We start from the raw sequence: 19,814 nt of genomic DNA, 5'->3' as shown, positions 1-19,814 counted from the left end.
GCCACGAAGACGGTGCGCCTGCTTCCCGCGAACGGCAGTCGACCAGCGGTCGACTCTACCCAATCAATGTTGCTCGGTTGGTGCCGGTACCCGCACCATCTTCGTCATCAAGTGTTCCACCACACCCGCCGGGTCCGCAGTGCGGCCGACATGCGTGCTCGACATCTGCACAACCGAGCTGCGCTTGGCGGTGAGGAAATGAAAGCGGGCGCGCGCGGGCAGCTGTGCGATGGGTCCGGCGCTGGCGTCGCCACGGCAGATGGCCACGATCGCATCCAGCCACGGTTGCAACGCATCCTGATCAAGCGCTGGAGCGAACGCGTGCAGGCGTGCCGGATCGATCTCGATGGCCGCTTCCAGATGGCGCGCGCCGGGGCAGGAGACGATCACTCCGACGTTGATGAACTCCTCGCGTTCCACCCGCGGTACCACGCGGATGACCGCATAGTCATACGTGTGCAGCGTGGGCACGGACGGCCTCCTGCACGAACACTGCACGCACTTTCAAGCGGTGCTTGAGATAGTTGATATAGCCCTGGCGATAGGCCTGTGGGCTGTCGAACGCCGGTTCGTCCACCAGCCAGCTGTCCGGCACCAGGCCAACGATGCGCTCGATTTCGGCATCGGTCAGGCACGCAGCCAGTTCTGCGTCCACCTCGGCAATGCGGCTGGCGAACGACAGCAGCACGTGGTCGCGGATCAGCACGAACGGCTTTTCGCAGGCATCGCCGGCGTTGGCCCAGTCGTGGTGGAAGTACATCGCCGCACCGTGGTCGATCAGGTACAGCTTGCGGTGCCATACCATCAGGTTGGGGTTGCGGGTGGTGCGATCGACATTGCTGGTGAACGCATCGAACCAGACGATGCGCGAGGCCAGGTCTGCATCGACCGGCATCGCCGCCGGATCGTAATTGATCGCACCGGGCAGGTAGTCCAGGCCCAGATTCAGGCCCTCGCTGGCGCGGATCAGCTCCTGGATCTCCGGGTCGGGCTCGGTGCGGGCGAACTCGCGATCCAGCTCGACGAACAGGATTTCCGGAATCGGCAGGCCCAGCGTGCGTGCCATCTCACCGGCAATCAGCTCGGCGATCAACGCCTTCGGGCCTTGGCCGGCGCCACGGAATTTCAGTACCGCCATGCCGTCGTCGTCGGTCTCGACCACGGCGGGCAGGGAGCCGCCTTCCCGTAGCGGGGTGATGTAGCGGAGGGCATGTACGGTGCGCATGGGCGCATTCTAGCGTGGTGCAGGTGCCCCCCCCCTGATCGCCGAGGACCGAGTTCGGCCTTCACCTGTCCCTTCCGCCTGCGATGGCAGCATCTTGCTCCAGGAACCCTTGGGTTCATGGGCGCACTGGCACTCTCGATGCCGAGGCTTCGGGCTGGGCACCTGCTCGGCTGCCAGCGACGCGCACTGCGAAGCGGAAACCTCATCCACGATGTCCAGCAGGCTACGGAGGTGCACCGATGAGCGATGAATTCACTCCCATGCTGCCGCCCTTGGACGATGCCAAGGTCGAGGAAATGATCGGCAAGGTGGTGCTGGTGGGCGTCACCCGCTATGGCGGTGACGGCCAGGTGCAGGGGCTGGAACAATACGCCGGTACGGTGCTGCGCATCAGCGCCGACGAAGGCGTGGTGCTGGCGGACGAGAATGACGGCCATGAGCGCTATCTGCCGCCGATGCTCGACCAGTACCTGCCCGCCGAGCCCGGCGAGTACCGCATGCGGAACAGTGGCATGATCGTGGTCGACCCCGATTACCTGACTGCCTGGGACCTGCACGCCCAGCAGTGACGACAGACCACGCCTGGCAGATGCCGGTCCATCGCCGGCCTCTCCGGGCGTGTCCCACTTTGCCCCATCCGGCCTCTAGCCCTTCCGGCCCATTCACCCCATCCCCTGCGGTGCTAGATTCGGGTCCATACCCGATTCCGGGTACCCATTCACACCCAGGGGATAAGGATGCTGATCCGTCGAACCTCTCTGGCGGCGGCCGTTGCCGTTGCCACCGTCGGCCTGCTGGCCGCTGGCCCGGCCTTCGCTGATTACGCGAAGCCGCCGGAGCACCTGCTCAAGGTGTTGAAGGCACCGCCGCCACCGGCACCGAACGTGGCCCCGGGTGGCCAGCGCCTGCTGCTGACCACTGCGCAGACCTACCCGTCGATCAGCCGTGTCGCTCAGCCGTACCTGAAGCTGGCTGGCGTGCGCCTGGAACCGAAGAACCGCAGCCGGCACGACACCCCCGGTGGCTACGGCATTCCGGCCTGCGTGGCCGACTTCACCCTGGTCGATATCGGCAGCGGCAAGGAGACCAAGGTCAACCTGCCGCAGGGCTGCGCCACCGGCGCGCTGTGGTCGGCCGATGGCAGCCACTTTGCGTTCCAGAACGCGGTCGATACCAGCGTGCAGCTGTGGGTAGGCGATGCCGCTACCGGCCAGGTGAAGCAGGTGCCGAACGTCCAGCTGAACCCGATCTTCGGCTACACCGTGCAGTGGCTGGGCGGCAGCCGGAACCTGCTGGTGAAGCTGGTTCCGGCCAACCAGGGCCCGGCGCCGTCCAATGGTGGCGTGCCGACCGGCCCGGATGCGCAGGAGTCGCTGGGCAGCAGCGGCGAGAGCAGCACCTACGAAGCCCGCGACACGCTGACCAGCGTGCATGACGAAAAGCTGTTCGCCTACTACGGCGCCTCGCAGCTGGCCGTGGTCGATACCGCCGCCAACAGCGTGCGTCCGGTCGGGCAGCCGGCGCTGTTCAACGAAGTCAGCGCCGCGCCCGATGGCGTGCACGTGCTGACCGAATCGATCAAGGCGCCGTACTCGCATGCGGTGACCTACCAGCGCTTCGCCAACGACGTTGCCGTGCTGGATATCGCCAGCGGCAAGTCCACGCCGATCGCCAGCCTGCCGCTGGCCGACCGCGTGCCGGTGCACGGCGTACCGGAAGGCCCGCGCGGTTTCGACTGGCGTGCCACCGATCCGGCTACCCTGGTCTATGCCGAAGCGCTGGACAAGGGCGACTGGAAGGTCAGCGTGCCGCATCGCGATCGGGTACTGATGCTGAAGGCGCCGTTCAACGGCAAGCCGGTCGAGATCACCCGCACTGCACAACGCTTCGAAGGCTTCGCATGGACTGCCGATCCGGCCGTGGCGTTCCAGTTCGAGAACGACGAGAACCGCCACTGGATGCAGACCCGCATCGTCGAAGTGGACCAGCCGAAGAAGGAAGGCCGCCTGCTGTGGGACATGTCCAGCGATGAGCTGTACGGCAACCCCGGCAACCTGGTCTTCACCCGCCTGCCGAATGGTGCGCAGGTCGTGCGCCGTGAGGGCAACCATGTTTTCCTCAGCGGCCGTGGTGCCTCGCCGCAGGGCGACCGTCCGTTCCTCGACCGCCTCGACCTCGGCACGCTGAAGAGCGAGCGCCTGTTCCGCAGCAGCGCCGATGCCTACGAGCAGTTCCTTGGTTTCAGCAATACGCCTGGGCGCTACCTGACCTGGCACCAGTCGGTGATCGATCCGCCGAACGCCTTCATCCGTCAGCAGGGTGAGGCGGTGGCCGATGCGAAGACCGGCGAGGCGCAGTTCGCGTCCACCGCGACCGCGCTGACCAAGCTGGTCGACCCGACTCCGGAAGTGCGCCAGATCAAGAAGCAGCTGGTGACCTACAAGCGTGCCGATGGCGTGGACCTGTCGTTCACCCTGTACACGCCGCCGGGCTACAAGGAAGGCCAGCGCGTGCCGGCGATCCTGTACGCCTACCCGGCCGACTTCGCCAACGCCGCGCAGGCGGGGCAGGTGTCCGGTTCGCAGCAGACCTTCACCCGCCTGCAGCCGTACCGCCTGATGCTGCTGGCCGGCTACGCGATCATCGACAACGCCTCGTTCCCGATCGTGGGCGATCCGAAGAACGCCTACGACACCTACCTGGAACAGCTGGAAGCCGACGCCAAGGCAGCGGTGGACAAGGCGGTGGACATGGGCGTGGTCGATCGCAACCGCATCGGCGTGACCGGCCACAGCCATGGCGGCCTGATGACCGCCAACCTGATCGCCCATACCAATCTGTTCAAGGCTGGCGTGGCGACCAGCGGTTCGTACAACAAGACCTTTACCCCGTTCGGCTTCCAGAACGAGCGTCGCTCGGTGTGGCAGGCGCAGGACGTGTACCTGAAGGCCTCTCCGTTCTTCTATGCCGACAAGATCAAGCTGCCGCTGCTGCTGGTCCACGGCGAGGACGACGCCAACCCGGGCACTGAGCCGTTCCAGTCGCGCAAGCTCTACCAGGCGATCCGAGGCAACGGCGGCATCACGCGGCTGGTGATGCTGCCGAACGAACCGCACTGGTACACCGCGCTGGAATCGAACGAGCAGCTGGTGGCGGAAATGCTGAACTGGTTCGACACCTACGTGAAGAACGCCAAGTAAGGAGACGGGAAGGCCGCCCCAGGGCGGCCTTGCTGTATCGGGATGTGAGTGGGTAGACGGCCTGGATCCGGATGCGCAATCGGGAATCGGGAAGCCACCTGCCATGAGGCATCCGGGTCCACCCGGGCTGCTAAGCTGGGAGTGGAAACAGACCAGGAGACATCGATGCATCGCAATGGGATGCGCGCCATCACTTTTGTCATCGCGACGCTGTTGGCCGGGATGACACACGGAGTGGAAGCGCAAGCTCTGCGGGCAGATGACCGCAGCTACTTTGGCAGCGCCTCCCAGGAACGTGAGGCGTGGCAGAACCTCGAGCGGAGGACCCATGCCCTCAAGGCACTTCATGCGCCGCCAGACGTGAGGTTCCAGCAGGCCGAACAGCTGTATGGCGAGTGCCTCCGCCACCATGGCTACCTGCATCTTCAGGCAGCGCGCAATGCCGATGATGCCCGGTGGGCCAACACCCAGGGCGAAGTCGCCAGCACATGTGGACGCATCGCGGCGATTGCCAAGCAGGCATTGCGTGATGCGCCCGCGCACGCTGCCTGGATCGCGCCGCATGCCGACCTGCGTGAACGGGCTTTGCGGGAGGATGTGCAGCCGGCCAATGCAGCGCTGGTGGATGCGGTCGACACGTTGGCTGACCCGGCGCTGGACAGCTTCGGGCGCCTGCACCGGCAGCTGTTGCAGTCGGCGCCCTTTGCCCGCTTCGAACATGAAGGCCGCACGCTCGACAGCCGCACCGACGCGCGAGCCCTTTCCCGCCTGCCGGACCGTTCACTGCGCGAAGCGGCATGGCGTGCCTACTGGCAGGGAATGGCGTCGCGGCGCAGCGAAATGGCAACGGTGCTGCTGGGCCTGGTCCGCCTCAACGAGCATGCGTCGGAACTGCAGGGCGATGGAACTGCGCCTGACCGCAGCTACCGGCACATGGGCCTGGATCAGGCCGCCGTCGACGCGACACTGGCGGCGGTAGCGCGCCACGCGCTGCTGCGGCGGAACTACCAGCAGATGCAGTTGACCCATCTTGAGCGCATGGGCCAGGCGTCTCCACAGATCTGGGACATGGACCTGCCTGATGCGGGCTATATTCCTCCGCCGCTTGACCTGGCGCAGTTGCGTGATGCGGCGGCAGCATCAATGCAGGTGCTGGGGCCGCATTACGTGACAGGGCTGCGCGGGCTGCTCGATCCTGCGGGCGGACGCATGGATCTGGGCGGATCGGCAGGGCGGCGCGCGATGGATGCGTTTTCGATCAGCGCCCCCGGTGTGCCTTCGTTGCTGTTCGTTGGCCATCGCCAGGGCGATCTGGAGGGGGATGTCCAGATCGCTCACGAAGCCGGCCATGCCATGCATGGCCAGTGGATGCAGCGCGGCGGCGCATCATCATTCCAGCGCAACGGCAACAAGTGGTTGACCGAGGCCTTCGCCATCTACAACGAACTGAAGTTCCGCGATCAGCTCTACCGGCAGGCCAGTGATCCACGTGCCAAGGCGTATTACCTGAAGTCGTTGCTCGATGACATCATCCTGCAGCTGTTCGTCTCGTCTGAAGAGGCCGATCTGGAACAGTCCATCTATCAGGAAGTGGCCGCCGATGGGGTTGGCAATGCAGACGCGCTTGATGCGCTGACGATGAAGGTACTGGGCCGGTATGGGGGCGCATCGGAGCAGTATCCCGAGCTGCGCAGCACCTGGGTATCCAAGCGGCTGATGTATGAGGATCCGCTTTACCTGGCCAATTACCTGTATGCCGGACTGATTGCGGTGCAGCTCTTCGCCCAGGACCAGCAGGATCCGGAGGGATTCAGGGAGCGCTACCTGGCCGTCCTGGGCGAGGGGTTTGATCGCCCACCGCAGCAGCAGGTCGAGCAGTTGCTGAATGCGAAGCCCGACTGGTCACGCCTGGTCGAGCAAGATCTGGGCGTTTTCCAGCAGTACCTGGTGCGGCTGCAGGGGCTGCACGCGGAAATCGAGCGCAAGCGCGGTCGCTGAACAGGCGACAGCCTGCTGCTGCCGGCACCCGTGTGATGTACGCGGTGCGCAGCGAGCCGGACGCGCTTTCCGCGGTCCTCGACTCGGCCCGCAATGCGCTGGCCGCGCGCGAAGCGAACCGGATGCTGCCCCGGGTCCAGCGCTTCAGCGAACTGCGTGCGGAATACTTCCGGCGTGACCAGACTATGGCGATCATCTTCCTGTGCGCCGGCATCTCGCTGTTGATCGTGACCGGCACGGGCGTGTATGGGCTGGCCAGCTTCTGGGTCCGCAAGCGCTATCCGCAGATCGGCATACGACGTGCGCTGGGTGCCCGCAGGCGCGATGTGACCAGCTACTTCATGATCGAGAATCTGATGCTGACCTTCGTCGGCGCGCTCGCTGGCAGTGTGCTGGCATTGGCGTTGAATGTCTGGGTTTCGCGCTACTACGAGGTACCTCGCATCGATCCCGAGTACCTGGTGCTGGGCGTCGGGCTGGTGTTCACCCTGGGGCAGCTGGCTGCCTGGGTACCGGCGCGGCGGGCGGCGCGCGAGGCGCCCGTGGCGGTTCTCAACAGTACCTGATGGATCGAAGGGCGACCTCGTGTCATTGGCCGTTGCGGTTGCGTAACCATATGTGATGCGGGTGCCATGGCGTGCGGACGCTGCGATACGCTGCAGGCCTGTTGCTGTCTGCCATGGTTTTCACCTATGAAGTCCAAACGTGTTGTCGCAGTGTTGGCGCTGGTGATGACGCCGAGCCTGCATGGCCAATCACTCCCCTCCGAACTGGCGCAGTTGGGCATTGTCGCCGGCATGCCTTATGCCAAGGCCAAGCGCCTCATGGATGCGGCAGGGTGGCAGGTGAGTCCGGTCCAGGGCGCGCCTGAGTCACTCGAGGGCTTTCCGGAAGTCGGATGCCAAAAAGGCGCCAAGCAATGCGCCACGACCTTCGAGAAGGAAGGTCAGCAGATCGCGGTGCGGCTGGGCGTTACCCTGGCAGGGCAGCCGTTCGTGCAGGGCGTGGACTGAGCGCGCGTTGCGCTCAGGCCAGCGGTAACCGGTCCTGAGCGTGCGACAGCCGATCGTGCAGCTCGCGCACATGCTCGGCCTTGGCATGCACCCGGGAGGTGTCGCCGAAGCTGCGCAGGTAGGTGCACGCGGCAAAGCCGGCACTCTTCTTTTCGTACTCGGCAATCCAGGCCAGTCGATCCGGATTGTTGGCCTGTTCGGCTGACCACGCGGCCACCGGCGGCCGGATGCGGTACTTCAGGCCGACGCGCCACGGCTTCGGTGTCAGTCGCGCACGGAAACAATGCTGCAGCCGGCACATGCGCGCGTACAGGGTGTCGGTGCCCAGTGCCTTGAAGAATGCCTGGAGCTGCTCGTCCTCCGTTGAGAACGTGGCATGCATCGCCAGCACGCGCAGCCCGGCGGGTGTGCGGTAGGCACGCAGGTGCCAATCGGGATGCTGTTCGCTGAACGCGTCCACGCGTTTCAGCGCAAGCCCCTCAGCACCGCCGGCGGCGGCCAGGCGCTGCTTCCGCCGCATCAGCAATGCCGCGTTGACAAGCAGCACTGCCGCCACGCCCAGTGCCAGGCCCACCAGCCAGTGCCAGAGCAGGGTGCCGATGATGGCGCCGGCAAGCAGCAGGATCGCAGCGACGATGGCCGGTATCACGCAGCCGGCCGGTGGCTGCGCATGGTCGATGTCGGCAAACAGCACGTCGGGGCTGTTGAGACACAATGCGCCATAGCTGTTGCGGGTGATGATGACATCGCCGTCGCGCTGCACGATCTGCTCGCGGATTGGCACACCCTCCACGCCATAGTTGCTGCGCACTTCGCGACGCGGCAGCACCTGCCCGGCGAGGATGGCATTGAGGGCTTCGTTGGCACGGCGGTCGGCGTGGGCCTGGGCCTCGGCAGGTCCCTCATCGGACCAGCCGAAGCGGCGCACGACCACCGGCCGGCCACGGAAACGGGCCTGCAGGCGGGCTTCGGCCCAGTACGCGGGAACGATCATCATCGTGCGGTGCTCCATCATCCATGGCAGGTGCCTGAGTGAGTCTGGCACAGCCCCGAAGGGCCTGCATGTGCCCGCTGCGGTGGCCGGGGCGGAGTGATAGATTGCGCGCTTCGCATGCACTCCACCAAGGACGGAGCGATGTCCAGTTTCCTGCGTTGCCTGCTTGCCCTGGCCTGTGCTGGGGCGGTTGGCGTGGCGTCGGCGGGTACTCCGCCGGGGCCGCAGATCCTCACCACCGATGCCAGCCGCTTCTACGCGATCTACGACAGCACCGGCGGCAAGCCCAGCGTCGCCCAGCTGGCCGGTTACCTGGCCGAAGGCAGTCCGGGCCTGGGTGAACTGGCGAAGGCGCGCCGGGTCACGCCCGAACGCATGGCCGAAGCCATTGCCGGCCAGCCCGGGGTGTATGCGCAGGGCCGCAGCTGCCTGGCGGAGCTGCCGGCGGTGAAGCAGCGTCTGGTGCAGGTGTTCGGCAACCTGCAGGCGATCTATCCGCAGGCCGCGTTTCTGCCGGTGACCCTCGCGGTCGGCCGCGGCCGACCGGTCGGGTTGACCTCGAAGAGCGGGGTGATCATCGGCCTGGAAGCGCTGTGCGCAGCCGATTTCATGAATCCCAATGTGCAGGACCGCTTCGTGCACGTGATCGCGCACGAGTACGTGCACATCCAGCAGACCGGCCTGACCGATTTCGAGCCCGGCGACCCGCATGCGACGGTGCTGCGTGTTTCGCTGGGCGAAGGTATCGCCGAATTCATCGCCGAATTGATTTCCGGCAACGTCGGCAACAGTCGCCATGCGGCGTGGACGCGCGGCCGCGAGGTCCACATTGAAAGCGCCTTTGCGCTGGATGTGGACAGTACCGATCTGTCGCCGTGGCTGTACAACTACAAGCCTGGTTCGCAGGAGCCCTATGACCTCGGGTACTGGGTGGGCTACCGCATCGCCAAGGCCTATTACCTGCGGGCCAAGGACAAGCGCGATGCAGTGCGTGCGCTGATCCAGCAGGACAACCCGAAGGCAATCCTGGCTGCCAGCGGCTGGACGCCCGGCATGTGGATGCCGGCCAAGGTGACCGGCGTGGCCGCGCGGTCGGCGGCGCGGTAAGCGCGGGGCCGCGCGCTAGACTGGCCCGGACATTCAAGGGAGAGACCCCATGCGTTCCTTGTCCGGCGGCCTGGCCGCAGTTGCCCTCGGTATCGCGCTGAGCGCCCACGGGGTGGCGGCCGAGATGCCCGCAATCAACCCGTTACTGCTGGAGCCTGTCGAAAGCCTGCGCGCGGACGAAGTGCGTTTCATGCAGCAGCGTCTGGCCGATTGGCCGCAGCTGCAGCACTATCGTGAAGCCAACGCGCGGCTGCCTGCGGCGGTACCGGGGCAACCACGCGTGGTGTTCTTCGGTGATTCCATCACCGAAGGCTGGGGCAGGGAAGGCAGCGCATCGTTCTTTTCCGGCAAGGGCTGGCTCAACCGCGGCATCAGTGGCCAGACCACGGCGCAGATGCTGGTGCGGTTCCCGCAGGACGTGCTGGCACTGAAGCCGCAGGTGGTGTTGATCCTGGCCGGCACCAACGACATCGCCGGCAACACCGGCCCGACCACGCAGGCGATGATTGAAGACAACCTGCACGCGATGGTGGACCTGGCACGCGCACATGGCATCGCCGTGGTACTGGCATCGGTGCTGCCGGTCAGCGATTACCCGTGGTTGCCGGGTACGGCACCTGCGCCCAAGGTGCGCGCATTGAACGCGGCATTGAAGCGCTATGCCGATGCGAAGCAGCTGGTCTATCTGGACTATTACACGCCGATGGCCAATGCCGCCGGAGGGCTGGACCCGCAGCTGGCCGAGGACGGCGTGCATCCCACGGCGAAGGGCTATGCGGTGATGGCGCCGCTGGCCGAGGCGGCAGTCAAGCGCGCGCTGCAGCAGAAGTAGCGTCAGCGGGCAGGCTCGCCAGCAACCACTCGCAGAAACTGATCACCAGCGGATCCGCCGCGCTGTCCTCGTGCACCAGCCAGCTCCAGCGCGGGCCGCGCACGCGTGCATCATCCAGGGGTTGCAGCAGCCCTTGTTCACAGGCGCGTGCGGCCAGCAGCTCGCTGACCAGCGCGATACCCAGCCCTTGGCAGGCGGCATCCAGCAGCTGCCCGGGTTCGGAGAAGTTCATGCCCTCGCGGCGCTGGCCGACATCGGCGCCGCCCTGGACCTGCCACTGGCTCCAGTCCATTTCCCGCTCGCCATGCAGGGTCAGGCGTTCTTGTACCGGTGTGGCGAGCAGCGCCGGATGGCAGGCCGGATAGAGACGGTCCTGCAGCAGTACGCGATGCTGGCACTTCTTGGCGGGCTGGCCGCACTGGGCCTGGCCGGGCTGCCGGGCCGCGCGTCCGCAGCGGGGCCGGGTGCGGGCATCTGGCGCATGCCGGACGAGCACGGCCCGCAGGAGCGCGTTTTCCTGGCCTTCGCCGCGCAGCCTCGGGTCTGGGGCGCGCACGCTGATGCGGTGAACACCGCCGTGGCGCGGCTGGCCCGTACCATCGCCCGCCACCAGCCGGTCAGCGTGCTGTGCCGCCCGGCACAGTTGAAGCAGGCGCAGGACCGTTGCGGCCGCGACAACATCGAGTTCCTCGAGGTGCCGCTGGATGACATCTGGGTGCGCGATTACGGCGGTTGCTTCGTCACTAATGACCGGGGCGGGCTGGGGCTGGTCAACTTCAACTTCAACGGTTGGGGTGGCAAGCAGAGCGCACGCAACGATGGCGCGGTGGCGCCCTGGCTGGCGCAGGTGACCGGCGCCACGCTGTTGGAAAGCGATCTGGTAGGTGAGGGCGGTGGCATCGAAGTCGATGGCCATGGCACCGCCATCCTCACCGAAAGCTGCTGGGTGAACCGCAATCGCAATCCGGACTGGTCGCGCGCGGATGTTGAGGCGGAGCTGAAGCATCACCTTGGCCTGCGCAAGGTGATCTGGTTGCCCGGTATCGCCGGCGAGGACATCACCGATGCGCACGTGGACTTCTATGCCCGTTTCGTGCGCCCGGGCGTGGTGATCGCCAACCTGGACAACGATCCGGAGTCCTACGACTACGATCTGACCCGCGAGCACCTGGACATCCTGCGCGGGGCCACCGATGCCGATGGCCGTCGCCTGCAGGTGCACACGCTGCCGCCGCCCCTGGACGGGCGCGACAACGTGCATACCCGCGACAACGACGATCTGGCCATGGGCTACATCAACTACCTGCCGATCAACGGCGCCGTGGTCACGCCGGAGTTCGGTGACGACGAAGCCGATGGCGTCTGCCGTGAACTGCTGGAAGACATGTATCCCGGTCGTGTGATCGAGCAGGTGGACATCGATGCGATTGCCGGCGGCGGTGGCGGCATCCATTGCGTGACCAAGAACATGCCGAAGGTGTAGTCAGCCAAGGTAAAGTGGCCCCGGAGCCGGCCACGCAGCGTGGCCGCCAGGGACGATGGGGTGGGTGATGCGGAAGGGAATCCAGGGATGGCTGCGCCGCAGCGGCGCAACGATGGCACTGCTGCTGGCGGCCGTGCCGGCGTTCAGTGCAGACACGGCGGCGCCTTCGCCGCTGACGCGTGAACCGGTGGGCGGCGTTTCACTGGCCGAATGGACCGCCCGCTGGTGGCGGTGGGCCGACGCCCAGGGCGGCGCGCCCTATCTCGACCCGGATGGCCGTGTGTGTGATCTGGGCCAGGAAGGCCCGGTCTGGTACCTGGCCGGCACCAATGGCCGTTTCCGGCCACATCGCGAATGCGTGGTGCCGGCTGGCAAGTACCTGCTGCTGCCGATCATCAACATGGCGCACTACCAGGTGGATGAGTCTGTGTCCTGCAAGGAGCTGCAGGCCGGGGCGGCGGTCAACAACGATTACCTGATCAGTGCAGTGGTGCTGCTGGATGGGCAACCCCTGGGCGACATGCGCATGCATCGGGTGCGCAGTGAAGGCTGCTTCCGCATGGATGCCGATGACGCAGACTCACGGCTGGCCGCCGCCGACGGTTACTGGGTGATGCTCAAGCCGTTGCCGCCGGGCCGGCATACCCTCAGCGTGGGTGCCAACTACGGCGTGCCGGAGGGTGGCGCGTACAGCCGCATGCGGCAGTCCTTCGAGTACGTGCTGCACGTGGGAGGGCGTACCCAGGTCGTATCGCGCGGACAGCACATGATGCCGGTGGCGGCTCCCTGAGGCTCAGGCGTCGTCCTGCTTCAACGCTGCGTCGGCGGCCAGCAGCGCTTCGGCGGCCGCACTGAGTGGAGGCGAGGGCGGGGCGACCACGCCGATCGCTTCCATCATCTTCGGCATGCCCAGGAACTGGCGCGCGCGACGGTCGTAGATGCCGGTGACCAGCAGCGCACGGGTGGCGATCTTCTGCTCGGGCCCGATCAGCACGCGCTGCTCCATGATGCCGCGCGAGCCGATCCAGCCGACCAGGCGTGTTTCCAGGGTGAAGCGCTGGAACGGCTTCAGTTCACGGCGGAACTGGATGGTGCCAGCGCCGACGATCGGTGCCCACTTCTCGCGCAGCGCCACCCGGCCCAGGCCCATGCGCAGGATCAGGTCCAGCCGGCCCAGATCGAAGATGTTCCAGTAGCGGCCGTTGGTCATGTGCAGGTTGCTGTCCAGGTCGTTGGGCAGTACCCGGAACTGCAGCCGCGAGACCCCGAACGGCGCCTCCAGCTTCGGCCGGAACAGGCTGCACAGCAGCAGGTGGAGCAGGCGGAACCAGAGATTCATGGCTATGACGACTGTTATAGAACGGCCGGTACGCTAATCTATGACGACTGTCTTAGCAAGGAGACCGCCGTGAGCCCGCGACCCTCTGATGCGCCACAACGCGTGATTGATGCTGCGGCACAGATGCTGGCGCGGGTAGGCCTCAATGCCACCAGCATCCGTGAGGTGACCAAGCTGGCCGAGGCACCGCTGGGCTCCACCTATTACCACTTTCCCGGCGGCAAGCAGGAGTTGCTGGCGCGCGCCACCCACATGGCTGGCGACAAGGTGGAGGCGCTGCTGATGGAGTTGCTGGAGGGTGGGGCGGTGCAGGGCCTGCAGCAGTTCCTGGCGATGTGGCGCGAGCGTCTGCTGCGCTCAGAATTCCGCGCCGGCTGCCCGGTGCTGGCCGCTGCCGTGGAGGAGCCGGTGGAGGCGACGCCCAGCCAACCCCGCGCGGCGGCGGCCGAGGTGTTCGCGCGCTGGCACGGCCATCTCGCCTCGGCGTTCGTCGCTGAAGGGCATGCCCCGGCAGCGGCGGGTGAACTGGCCAGCCTGGTGATCGCCAGCGTGGAAGGTGCGGTGGCGATGTGCCGCGCTCTGCAGGACATTGCCCCGTTCGACCAGGTGGCCGCGCAGTTGCTGAAGGCGGCCACGCGGCCTTGATCGGCCGGTGCGGGCAGGCCAGACTCGCCAGCAGCCCACGACTGGATGCCGCCATGGACGAATTGCACCATCGTCAGTTGATCGAGCACTACCTGCAGGCCTACAACCGCTTCGATATCGACGCCATGCTGGCCGTGCTGGCGCACAACGTACGCTTCGAGAATCACAGTGGCGGCCAGTTGACGATGGTCACCGAAGGCGTCGATGCCTTTGGCGAACTGGCACGCCAATCTGCGCGCCTGTTCCGCGAGCGCGAACAGCGCTTGCTGGCGCTGGTGCTCGATGGTGATCGGGCGACGGCGACGATTGGCTGGCGCGGCGTGTTCGCGCAGGATGTTCCCGATGGACCGCGTGCGGGCACTGAGCTGGAACTGCAGGGCCAGAGCGAGTTCGTGTTCGCGGGTGGCCGCATCGAACGGATCATTGATCGCAGCTGAGGATCGGCCGCTTGGAACCGCCGTCTGGACAGCGGAGCTGCCCGCGGTAGAATCCGCCCAACACCGCCTACGCGTGCCCGGCAAGGATGTCCGCATGCAGCATCAGGTTCCCGAGGTCCCTGGCCGCGATGCCTCCCGCCCCCTGGCGGCGGCATGAAGCGCTCGCGCCATTTTTCACGCAGCCCACTGACATTGCCGATGAACCGCGGCAGCGAAGTCGTGCGTGCGCGCAGGCACTTGCAGCAGCGCGGTTGGCCACGCCTGCAGATGGCACTGATCGTCGCCCTGACCGGTGCGGCCGGTTTCCTTGCCTCGCACCTGCTGCGCCTGGCCGGTATCGACGCGATGTGGTTTCGCTACCCGATGGCCGTCGTGCTGGCCTACGGCGTGTTCCTGCTGCTGATGTGGATCTGGATCCGCTGGCGTTGGGACAACGTACTGGATGGCCTGTCGCCGGATGTGGGCGGTGGCAGCCCATCCCCTCGCGGCAGTGCCGTGGAATCACCGTGGAGCGGCGCCGGCGGCCGTTCCGGCGGTGGCGGTGCGTCGGCCTCGTGGAACGAGCCGGCATCGGTGAGCAGTGGCGACGCCGGAGAGCTGCCGTTGGCCGGGCTCGCTGAAGACGAAGCGGGCTTGCCGTTGCTGGCCATCCTCGGCATCGTCGCGCTGGTGGCGACCGTCCTGCTGGCCAGCGTGTGGGTGGTGTGGTCGGCGCCGGTGCTGATGGCCGAACTGCTGGTGGACGCGGCGATCGCCGGCGGCCTGTACCGGCGCATGCAGGGCATGCACGAGCAGGGATGGTGGCGGGTATGCGTGTCGCACACGGCCTGGCCGCTGATCGGCCTGTTGCTGTTCTTCGCGGTACTGGGCTGGCTTGCTCAGGAACTCGAGCCAGGTGCGAGCCATCTGCTGCAGGTCATCCAGGGGCTGTAATGCGGTTGCTTCCTTCATATGGCCCGGTCCCGACCGGTTTTCAGCCGCAATGAACAGTGGGCTATGATCGCGGTCGCCGAGGATTCGTGTCCTGGCGGTTTCACCTATCGGGAGCTTGTCGTATTGCATCGGGAACCGGGGCGCTGGATGGCCGAACGCCCACTGAGACACACAACCACTGACGAGGAAGAGCGCATGGATGTCGCTGCACGCAGGAACAGGACGTTGTTTCGTTGGATCATGGTGACGCTGCTGGCGGTGTTGTTGCCGTTTGCAGCACTGGCGCAGCCGGCAGCCGGGCGGGGCGATGGCGCTGAAGCCGCCACTGCCGCGGAAGAGACGCAATGCCGTGCCTGCGCCTATGAGCGCATTGGACCGAAGATCGATATCGGCCTGGTGGCACTGGTGTCGCTGTTGGTGGTGGGTCTGCTGGTAGCGGTGTCCCGCGAGTGGGGAACCACCTCGCAGCGCTGGACCTGCCGTATCCTGGCCCTGCTGCTGGTGGGCATCGGCCTGGCGTTGTTGTGGTGGGCTGGCAGCGTCGTCTACCTGGGCTACAACCCGTGGCAGGAGCCGCTCGCACCCGGCGGCGGCTCGCTCGGTTCGACGCTGCTGAGTACGTCGCCGAAGTGGCTGGCGGCACTGGTGCTGGTCGGCTTCGCGCCTTCCATCTGGAAGCGCAGCGAGCGCCTGCCGCCCTGGCGTATCGGCTGACCCTGGAACGACGGCGCCGGATCACACCCGGCGCCGCCTGCAGCAATCACTCAAAGCGCCAGCGCACGCCCGCGTAGACGCCGCGGCCTTCGCCCGGGGTCGAGCGCGCAACATCCTTGCCGGCGTCGTCATAGCCCGGCGTGACGGTGGCGGCGTAGCGGCGGTTGCCTAGGTTGCGCATCTCCGCACAGGCCTGCCAGCGGCCACCGGGTGCGTCGTAGCCGATGCGGCTGCCGAAGATCACATGGCTGTCGGCCCAGTAGCTGTTGGCGTAGTCCACGGCGATGCGCGAGGCGTATTCGGTATTGAGCGCCGCGTACAGGCCGGATGCATGATCGAAGCGCAGCTCGGCCTGGTAGGCGTGGCGCGGCAGGCCGGGCAGGCGGTTGCTGCCGAAACGTGCATCGTGGCGGTAGCGGAAATCGCTGAAGGTATACGCCTGGCGCAGCGACAGGCGGCCCGGTGCAGCCTGCCACAGCGTGCTGTCCAATCCGGCTTCGATACCGCGGTGCACGGTGGGGCTGGCATTGTTCTCGGCGATGAACAGGTTCGGCACCGGTTGCAGTTCGACGCTCAGCAGTTCGTGGTTCACGTGGGCGTAGTAGCCGGTCAGTTCCCAGCGGCCCAGCGCCGCGTCACCGCGCGCGCCCAGTTCCAGCGTGGTGGCGGTCTGGTTCTGCATCGGCACCGGCGCGCGCTGACGGCCGGTAGACGGGCCATTGCCCGGCCCGAAGTACTGGTTCGAGCCCCAGATCATCGACCATGGGTGCGGTGCCTCCACCGAACGGCTGAGGTTGCCGAACCACTGGGTCTGCGCGCTGTGCTGCCAAGTGAAGCCCAGTCGCGGCGCATAGTCCCAGTCCTGCTCGCGCAGGCGGCCGCCGCTGCTCGGCCAGGTCACCTGCACATCGCGGCGGGTGTTGATCAGTGCCAGCCCAGCCTGCATGCGCAGGCGGTCATTGAAGGCGAGGGTGTTGCTGACGTGCAGCGTGCTGTCGGTGCCGTGGTGGCGGAAGTCACGCGTGCGCGTGCCGGCGGCATAGCCGTTGCTGGCAAAGCGCAGCGACTCGCGCACATCGGCATCCAGGTCATGGGTGACGCGCAGGCCGACCGTGGTCTCGCTGTCCAGCCCGAACAGCCGGTGGCGGCGGCGGTAGTCCAGCGTGGCGTTGAGGTTGGCGTAGTCCAGCTGCTGGCGGTACAGGCTCTCGTTCAAGTCCATCGGGTAGGAGTGGTACACCAGCCCGGCCTGCAGCGACGAGTCCTCATCGATCTGCAGCGTGGTGACATTGCCCACCCAGGTGCTGCCCGGCTGCGGGCGACGCGCATCGATGGCCAGGTTGGCCGCGTTCGCGGCACGTGGATCGTTGCGGATCTGATCGCGGGTCAGGCGACCGGGTGTTTCGTGATTGGTTTCGCGGTAACGCACGAAGAAGCGCGTCTGCAGGTCGGGCGTGATCTGCCAGCCGATGTTGGCCATCGCGCCCTTACCATCGCCGCGCGCATGGCGCTGGTAACCGTCGAATTCGGTATCGGTGTAGGCCAGGAAGTAGTCGACATCGCCGTTGACGCCGCCCCAGCTGAGGCCACGCTTCTGGTAGCCACGGCTGCCGGCTTCGTAGTGCAGCTGCACGCCCGCCGAATCACGGCCGCTGCGGCTGACGTAGTCGATGGCACCGCCCAGCGCCAACGCGCCGCGCTCGAAACCGTTGGCGCCGCGCAGGACTTCCACGCGCGACAGCCACAGCGGTTCCTGCAGCTCGTAGGGCGTGCCACCTGGGCCGGTCAGCGGCAGGCCGTCGATCGACACCGCAATGCCCGAGGCATGCGCGCCCGGCCCCCGGTTGATGCCCGACCCACGGATCGAGATCTTGGTGCCCTCGTTGCCCGGCGACTGCGCGCTGATGCCCGGCTGGTAGGCCAGCACATCGGCACTGCTGGACAGTCGGCTGTCGGCCTTGGCCACGTCGATGACGTTGCTGGCGCCGGGCACCCGCTTCAACGCCTCGCGCGCCTGCGCGCTGGCATCGGCTGCAGTGACCTGTACGGCATCCAACGTGGTGGCCTGCGGGACTGCAGCGGCAGTGGAGGCGAGGCCAAGGGAAACGGCCAGAGACAGCAGCGAGGGGATGGGGCGGTACGACGAGAGCGACATGCGGAAATGCTGTAAACCAGTAAAGTGGCGCGCAAGTTAACAGGTCGGTGGCGCCACGTCACCCACCGGCGGCGTATGGCCGCCCGCAACATCCATGTAGAGCCGAGCCCACGCTCGGCTAATCGCGCGCAGCGCGGGTTTCCTTCGCTCGAAACGAAGAGCAGCCGAGCATGGGCTCGGCTCTACAGCAGGTTACGGCGAGGGCTTGGCCAGCGCTTTGGCCTTTGCATACAGCCGATCAGCCGCTTCCCTTTCGCCCAATGCCGCATGACACTCGGCCAGGCTGTCCCACACATTGGCCGAATCCGGATACAGCTCGGTATTGAGGGCGAATACCTTCAACGCCCTGCGTGCACCAAGGCTCTGGTGGATGGCATAGCCGCTGGCGTTGATCGCTCGTTCCAGCTCGCTGCCCGTCACCCGGTTGTTATCGCGCAACCAACTGCGTATCGCCTGGGCAGCGCCTGCATCATCATCCAGCGCATACGCGACCAGCCGCTCGGACAGCACCGCGTGCGGAAACGCCTGCGGCGCCGCGACCGCCATCGTGCTCTCCACCAGCGTGCTGGACCAGACATTGCGGGCGCTGCCGTTGGTCAGGTACACGAACACCCAGTAGCCGTCGGCCAGCGTGCCCTTGTAGGCCAGCCGTGCCCTAACACGGGTGCCCCCATCGTGGCCGACCTGGGTGTGGCCGTCGCTGCGGGTGGTGTCCCAGCCGGTGGAGAAGAAGTTGCTGCCGCCACCGCTCAGCTTCTGCGGCTGCCAGAGTTTTTCCAGGGTCCCCGTGCGCACCAGCTTGCCGGTCGCCAGCGCCTGCAGGAAACGGTTCATGTCGCCCACGGTGGTCTGCAGATCGGCATGGCCCCAGCCGTAGTCCGGCCAGGCATCTTCATTGGCCGGCTGCAGTTGGCCATCCTTGCCGATGTACGGCACCGCCGCGCGCCGGGCCGGCACGCTGGCAACGCCCCACGAGGTGCTGGCCATCTTCAATGGCTGCAGGATGCGTTCGCGCGCGATGGCCGGGTAGGGCTTGCGGTAGTGCGCTTCCAGCAACGCCGTCAGCACCAGGTAGTTGGCCTGGGTGTACTGCACGCGGCTGCCGGTGGCGAACTGCATCGGTGCAGCGCCGGCCACCTTCAGCGCAGTGCCAAGGTCAGGCGCTACACCGGGGTAGCCCGTGCTCACCCAGCGGTTATCCACCCGGTCGTAGTACTCGCCGATGCCGGAGCTGTGGTTGAGGAAATCACGCACGTGGATTGCCTGCCATGCTGCAGGCAGGCCCGGCACATAGCGGCTGGCCGGTGCATCCAGATCCACCTTGCTCTGATCGACCAGTTGCATCACCAGTGTGCTGGTCAGCAGCTTGGCCATCGACTGTGCGGCGAAGATGGAATCGACGGTGGCAGGTGCGTGGGAGGCCGGGTCACGCTCGCCGCTGGCGCCCTGGTAGAGCACCTGACCGTTGTGTGCGACCAGCACCGCCTGGCCGGCAATGCCGTAGCGCTCGCGGTTGGCCTGCAGTTGGGTGTCGAGCTGAGCAGAGAGAGTGCTGGGAGCGCCACGTGCCGAAACAGGCGGAATCACCAATAGCGTGCAGAGCAATGAGGCAGCGAGCGTGCGGAACATCGCGGTGATCCGTCAGCGGTGATGGCGCATCTTGGCATGTAGAGCCGAGCCCATGCTCGGCTGCCTTCGGGCCAGGCATCATGCACCCGGAAAAATGAGCCGAGCATGGC

At 66.4% G+C, this 19,814-nt stretch carries 20 protein-coding genes; 13 read left to right on the top strand and 7 right to left on the bottom strand.

Annotated features, from left to right (window positions below):
* Nucleotides 1–63 precede the first annotated feature (63 nt).
* On the bottom strand, nt 64–471 hold the full coding sequence (locus RCF13_RS09410; RefSeq protein ID WP_061480045.1) for a DUF3037 domain-containing protein: 408 nt from the start codon (nt 469–471) through the stop codon (nt 64–66).
* Complete coding sequence (locus RCF13_RS09405) at nt 449–1,225, bottom strand: HipA family kinase (RefSeq protein WP_134968703.1); 777 nt, start codon at nt 1,223–1,225, stop codon at nt 449–451. Before RCF13_RS09405 ends, RCF13_RS09410 begins: the two co-directional genes overlap by 23 nt.
* A gap of 239 nt (nt 1,226–1,464) precedes the next feature.
* Between RCF13_RS09405 and RCF13_RS09400 the strand changes: the two genes are divergently transcribed.
* The 5 genes from RCF13_RS09400 to RCF13_RS09380 all read left to right on the top strand — a co-directional run bounded on the left by RCF13_RS09400 (nt 1,465) and on the right by RCF13_RS09380 (nt 7,436).
* The gene (locus RCF13_RS09400; RefSeq protein ID WP_061480047.1) at nt 1,465–1,794 is read left to right on the top strand and encodes a hypothetical protein; all 330 of its coding nucleotides are present in this window, start codon (nt 1,465–1,467) and stop codon (nt 1,792–1,794) included.
* Between the two features lie 168 nt (nt 1,795–1,962).
* Entirely contained in the window at nt 1,963–4,425 is a 2,463-nt protein-coding gene (locus tag RCF13_RS09395) for a prolyl oligopeptidase family serine peptidase (RefSeq protein ID WP_308141093.1), read from the top strand.
* Nucleotides 4,426–4,605: 180 nt separating this feature from the next.
* Entirely contained in the window at nt 4,606–6,423 is a 1,818-nt protein-coding gene (locus tag RCF13_RS09390) for a M3 family metallopeptidase (RefSeq protein WP_229298568.1), read from the top strand.
* 35 nt (nt 6,424–6,458) lie between these two features.
* Nucleotides 6,459–6,989, top strand: a complete 531-nt coding sequence (locus tag RCF13_RS09385; protein WP_134968705.1) for an FtsX-like permease family protein — start codon at nt 6,459–6,461, stop codon at nt 6,987–6,989.
* A 126-nt stretch (nt 6,990–7,115) separates the two neighbouring features.
* Complete coding sequence (locus RCF13_RS09380) at nt 7,116–7,436, top strand: hypothetical protein (protein WP_134968706.1); 321 nt, start codon at nt 7,116–7,118, stop codon at nt 7,434–7,436.
* A gap of 13 nt (nt 7,437–7,449) precedes the next feature.
* Here RCF13_RS09380 and RCF13_RS09375 read toward each other — a convergent pair whose 3' ends face one another.
* Nucleotides 7,450–8,433: a hypothetical protein gene (locus RCF13_RS09375; RefSeq protein ID WP_134968707.1), complete on the bottom strand. Its 984-nt coding sequence runs from the start codon at nt 8,431–8,433 to the stop codon at nt 7,450–7,452.
* A gap of 138 nt (nt 8,434–8,571) precedes the next feature.
* Between RCF13_RS09375 and RCF13_RS09370 the strand changes: the two genes are divergently transcribed.
* Nucleotides 8,572–9,537 (top strand): DUF2268 domain-containing putative Zn-dependent protease, encoded by a 966-nt coding sequence (locus RCF13_RS09370; protein WP_231352193.1) that lies wholly within the window; start codon nt 8,572–8,574, stop codon nt 9,535–9,537.
* 49 nt (nt 9,538–9,586) lie between these two features.
* A complete protein-coding gene (locus tag RCF13_RS09365; RefSeq protein ID WP_134968708.1) occupies nt 9,587–10,369 on the top strand; it encodes an SGNH/GDSL hydrolase family protein in 783 nt (260 codons plus the stop codon).
* Here RCF13_RS09365 and RCF13_RS09360 read toward each other — a convergent pair.
* Nucleotides 10,344–10,712 carry a LysR substrate-binding domain-containing protein gene (locus RCF13_RS09360; protein WP_235643251.1) on the bottom strand — a complete coding sequence of 123 codons (369 nt, stop codon included), beginning with the start codon at nt 10,710–10,712 and terminating at the stop codon, nt 10,344–10,346. The two genes, RCF13_RS09365 and RCF13_RS09360, sit on opposite strands and share 26 nt — an antisense overlap.
* Nucleotides 10,713–10,718: 6 nt before the next feature.
* Here RCF13_RS09360 and RCF13_RS09355 point away from each other — a divergent pair, with 6 nt between their 5' ends.
* Complete coding sequence (locus tag RCF13_RS09355; RefSeq protein ID WP_308141092.1) at nt 10,719–11,852, top strand: agmatine deiminase family protein; 1,134 nt, start codon at nt 10,719–10,721, stop codon at nt 11,850–11,852.
* Between the two features lie 67 nt (nt 11,853–11,919).
* The gene (locus RCF13_RS09350; protein ID WP_231352190.1) at nt 11,920–12,642 is read left to right on the top strand and encodes a hypothetical protein; all 723 of its coding nucleotides are present in this window, start codon (nt 11,920–11,922) and stop codon (nt 12,640–12,642) included.
* Between the two features lie 3 nt (nt 12,643–12,645).
* Here the strand turns inward: RCF13_RS09350 and RCF13_RS09345 are convergent, their stop codons facing one another.
* Nucleotides 12,646–13,191: a thioesterase family protein gene (locus RCF13_RS09345; RefSeq protein ID WP_005410204.1), complete on the bottom strand. Its 546-nt coding sequence runs from the start codon at nt 13,189–13,191 to the stop codon at nt 12,646–12,648.
* Between the two features lie 69 nt (nt 13,192–13,260).
* On the opposite strand from RCF13_RS09345, the gene RCF13_RS09340 reads away from it, so the two are divergent.
* From RCF13_RS09340 to RCF13_RS09325, 4 genes are all read left to right on the top strand, one after another.
* A complete protein-coding gene (locus RCF13_RS09340) occupies nt 13,261–13,836 on the top strand; it encodes a TetR/AcrR family transcriptional regulator (RefSeq protein ID WP_231352189.1) in 576 nt (191 codons plus the stop codon).
* A gap of 53 nt (nt 13,837–13,889) precedes the next feature.
* On the top strand, nt 13,890–14,273 hold the full coding sequence (locus RCF13_RS09335; protein WP_061480064.1) for a nuclear transport factor 2 family protein: 384 nt from the start codon (nt 13,890–13,892) through the stop codon (nt 14,271–14,273).
* 153 nt (nt 14,274–14,426) lie between these two features.
* Nucleotides 14,427–15,206 (top strand): hypothetical protein, encoded by a 780-nt coding sequence (locus RCF13_RS09330; RefSeq protein WP_061480065.1) that lies wholly within the window; start codon nt 14,427–14,429, stop codon nt 15,204–15,206.
* 195 nt (nt 15,207–15,401) lie between these two features.
* On the top strand, nt 15,402–15,920 hold the full coding sequence (locus tag RCF13_RS09325; RefSeq protein WP_134968794.1) for a hypothetical protein: 519 nt from the start codon (nt 15,402–15,404) through the stop codon (nt 15,918–15,920).
* A gap of 46 nt (nt 15,921–15,966) precedes the next feature.
* On the opposite strand, the gene RCF13_RS09320 is transcribed toward RCF13_RS09325, so the two are convergent.
* Both RCF13_RS09320 and RCF13_RS09315 read right to left on the bottom strand, forming a co-directional pair.
* Complete coding sequence (locus tag RCF13_RS09320) at nt 15,967–18,075, bottom strand: TonB-dependent receptor (protein ID WP_134968795.1); 2,109 nt, start codon at nt 18,073–18,075, stop codon at nt 15,967–15,969.
* Between the two features lie 192 nt (nt 18,076–18,267).
* A complete protein-coding gene (locus RCF13_RS09315; protein WP_231352187.1) occupies nt 18,268–19,704 on the bottom strand; it encodes a serine hydrolase domain-containing protein in 1,437 nt (478 codons plus the stop codon).
* Between the last annotated feature and the right edge of the window lie 110 nt (nt 19,705–19,814).

The sequence above is a fragment of the Stenotrophomonas maltophilia group sp. RNC7 genome (genome assembly GCF_030910085.1).
Taxonomy (GTDB): domain Bacteria; phylum Pseudomonadota; class Gammaproteobacteria; order Xanthomonadales; family Xanthomonadaceae; genus Stenotrophomonas; species Stenotrophomonas sepilia.
This window is presented reverse-complemented; position numbering and strand designations above follow the sequence as displayed.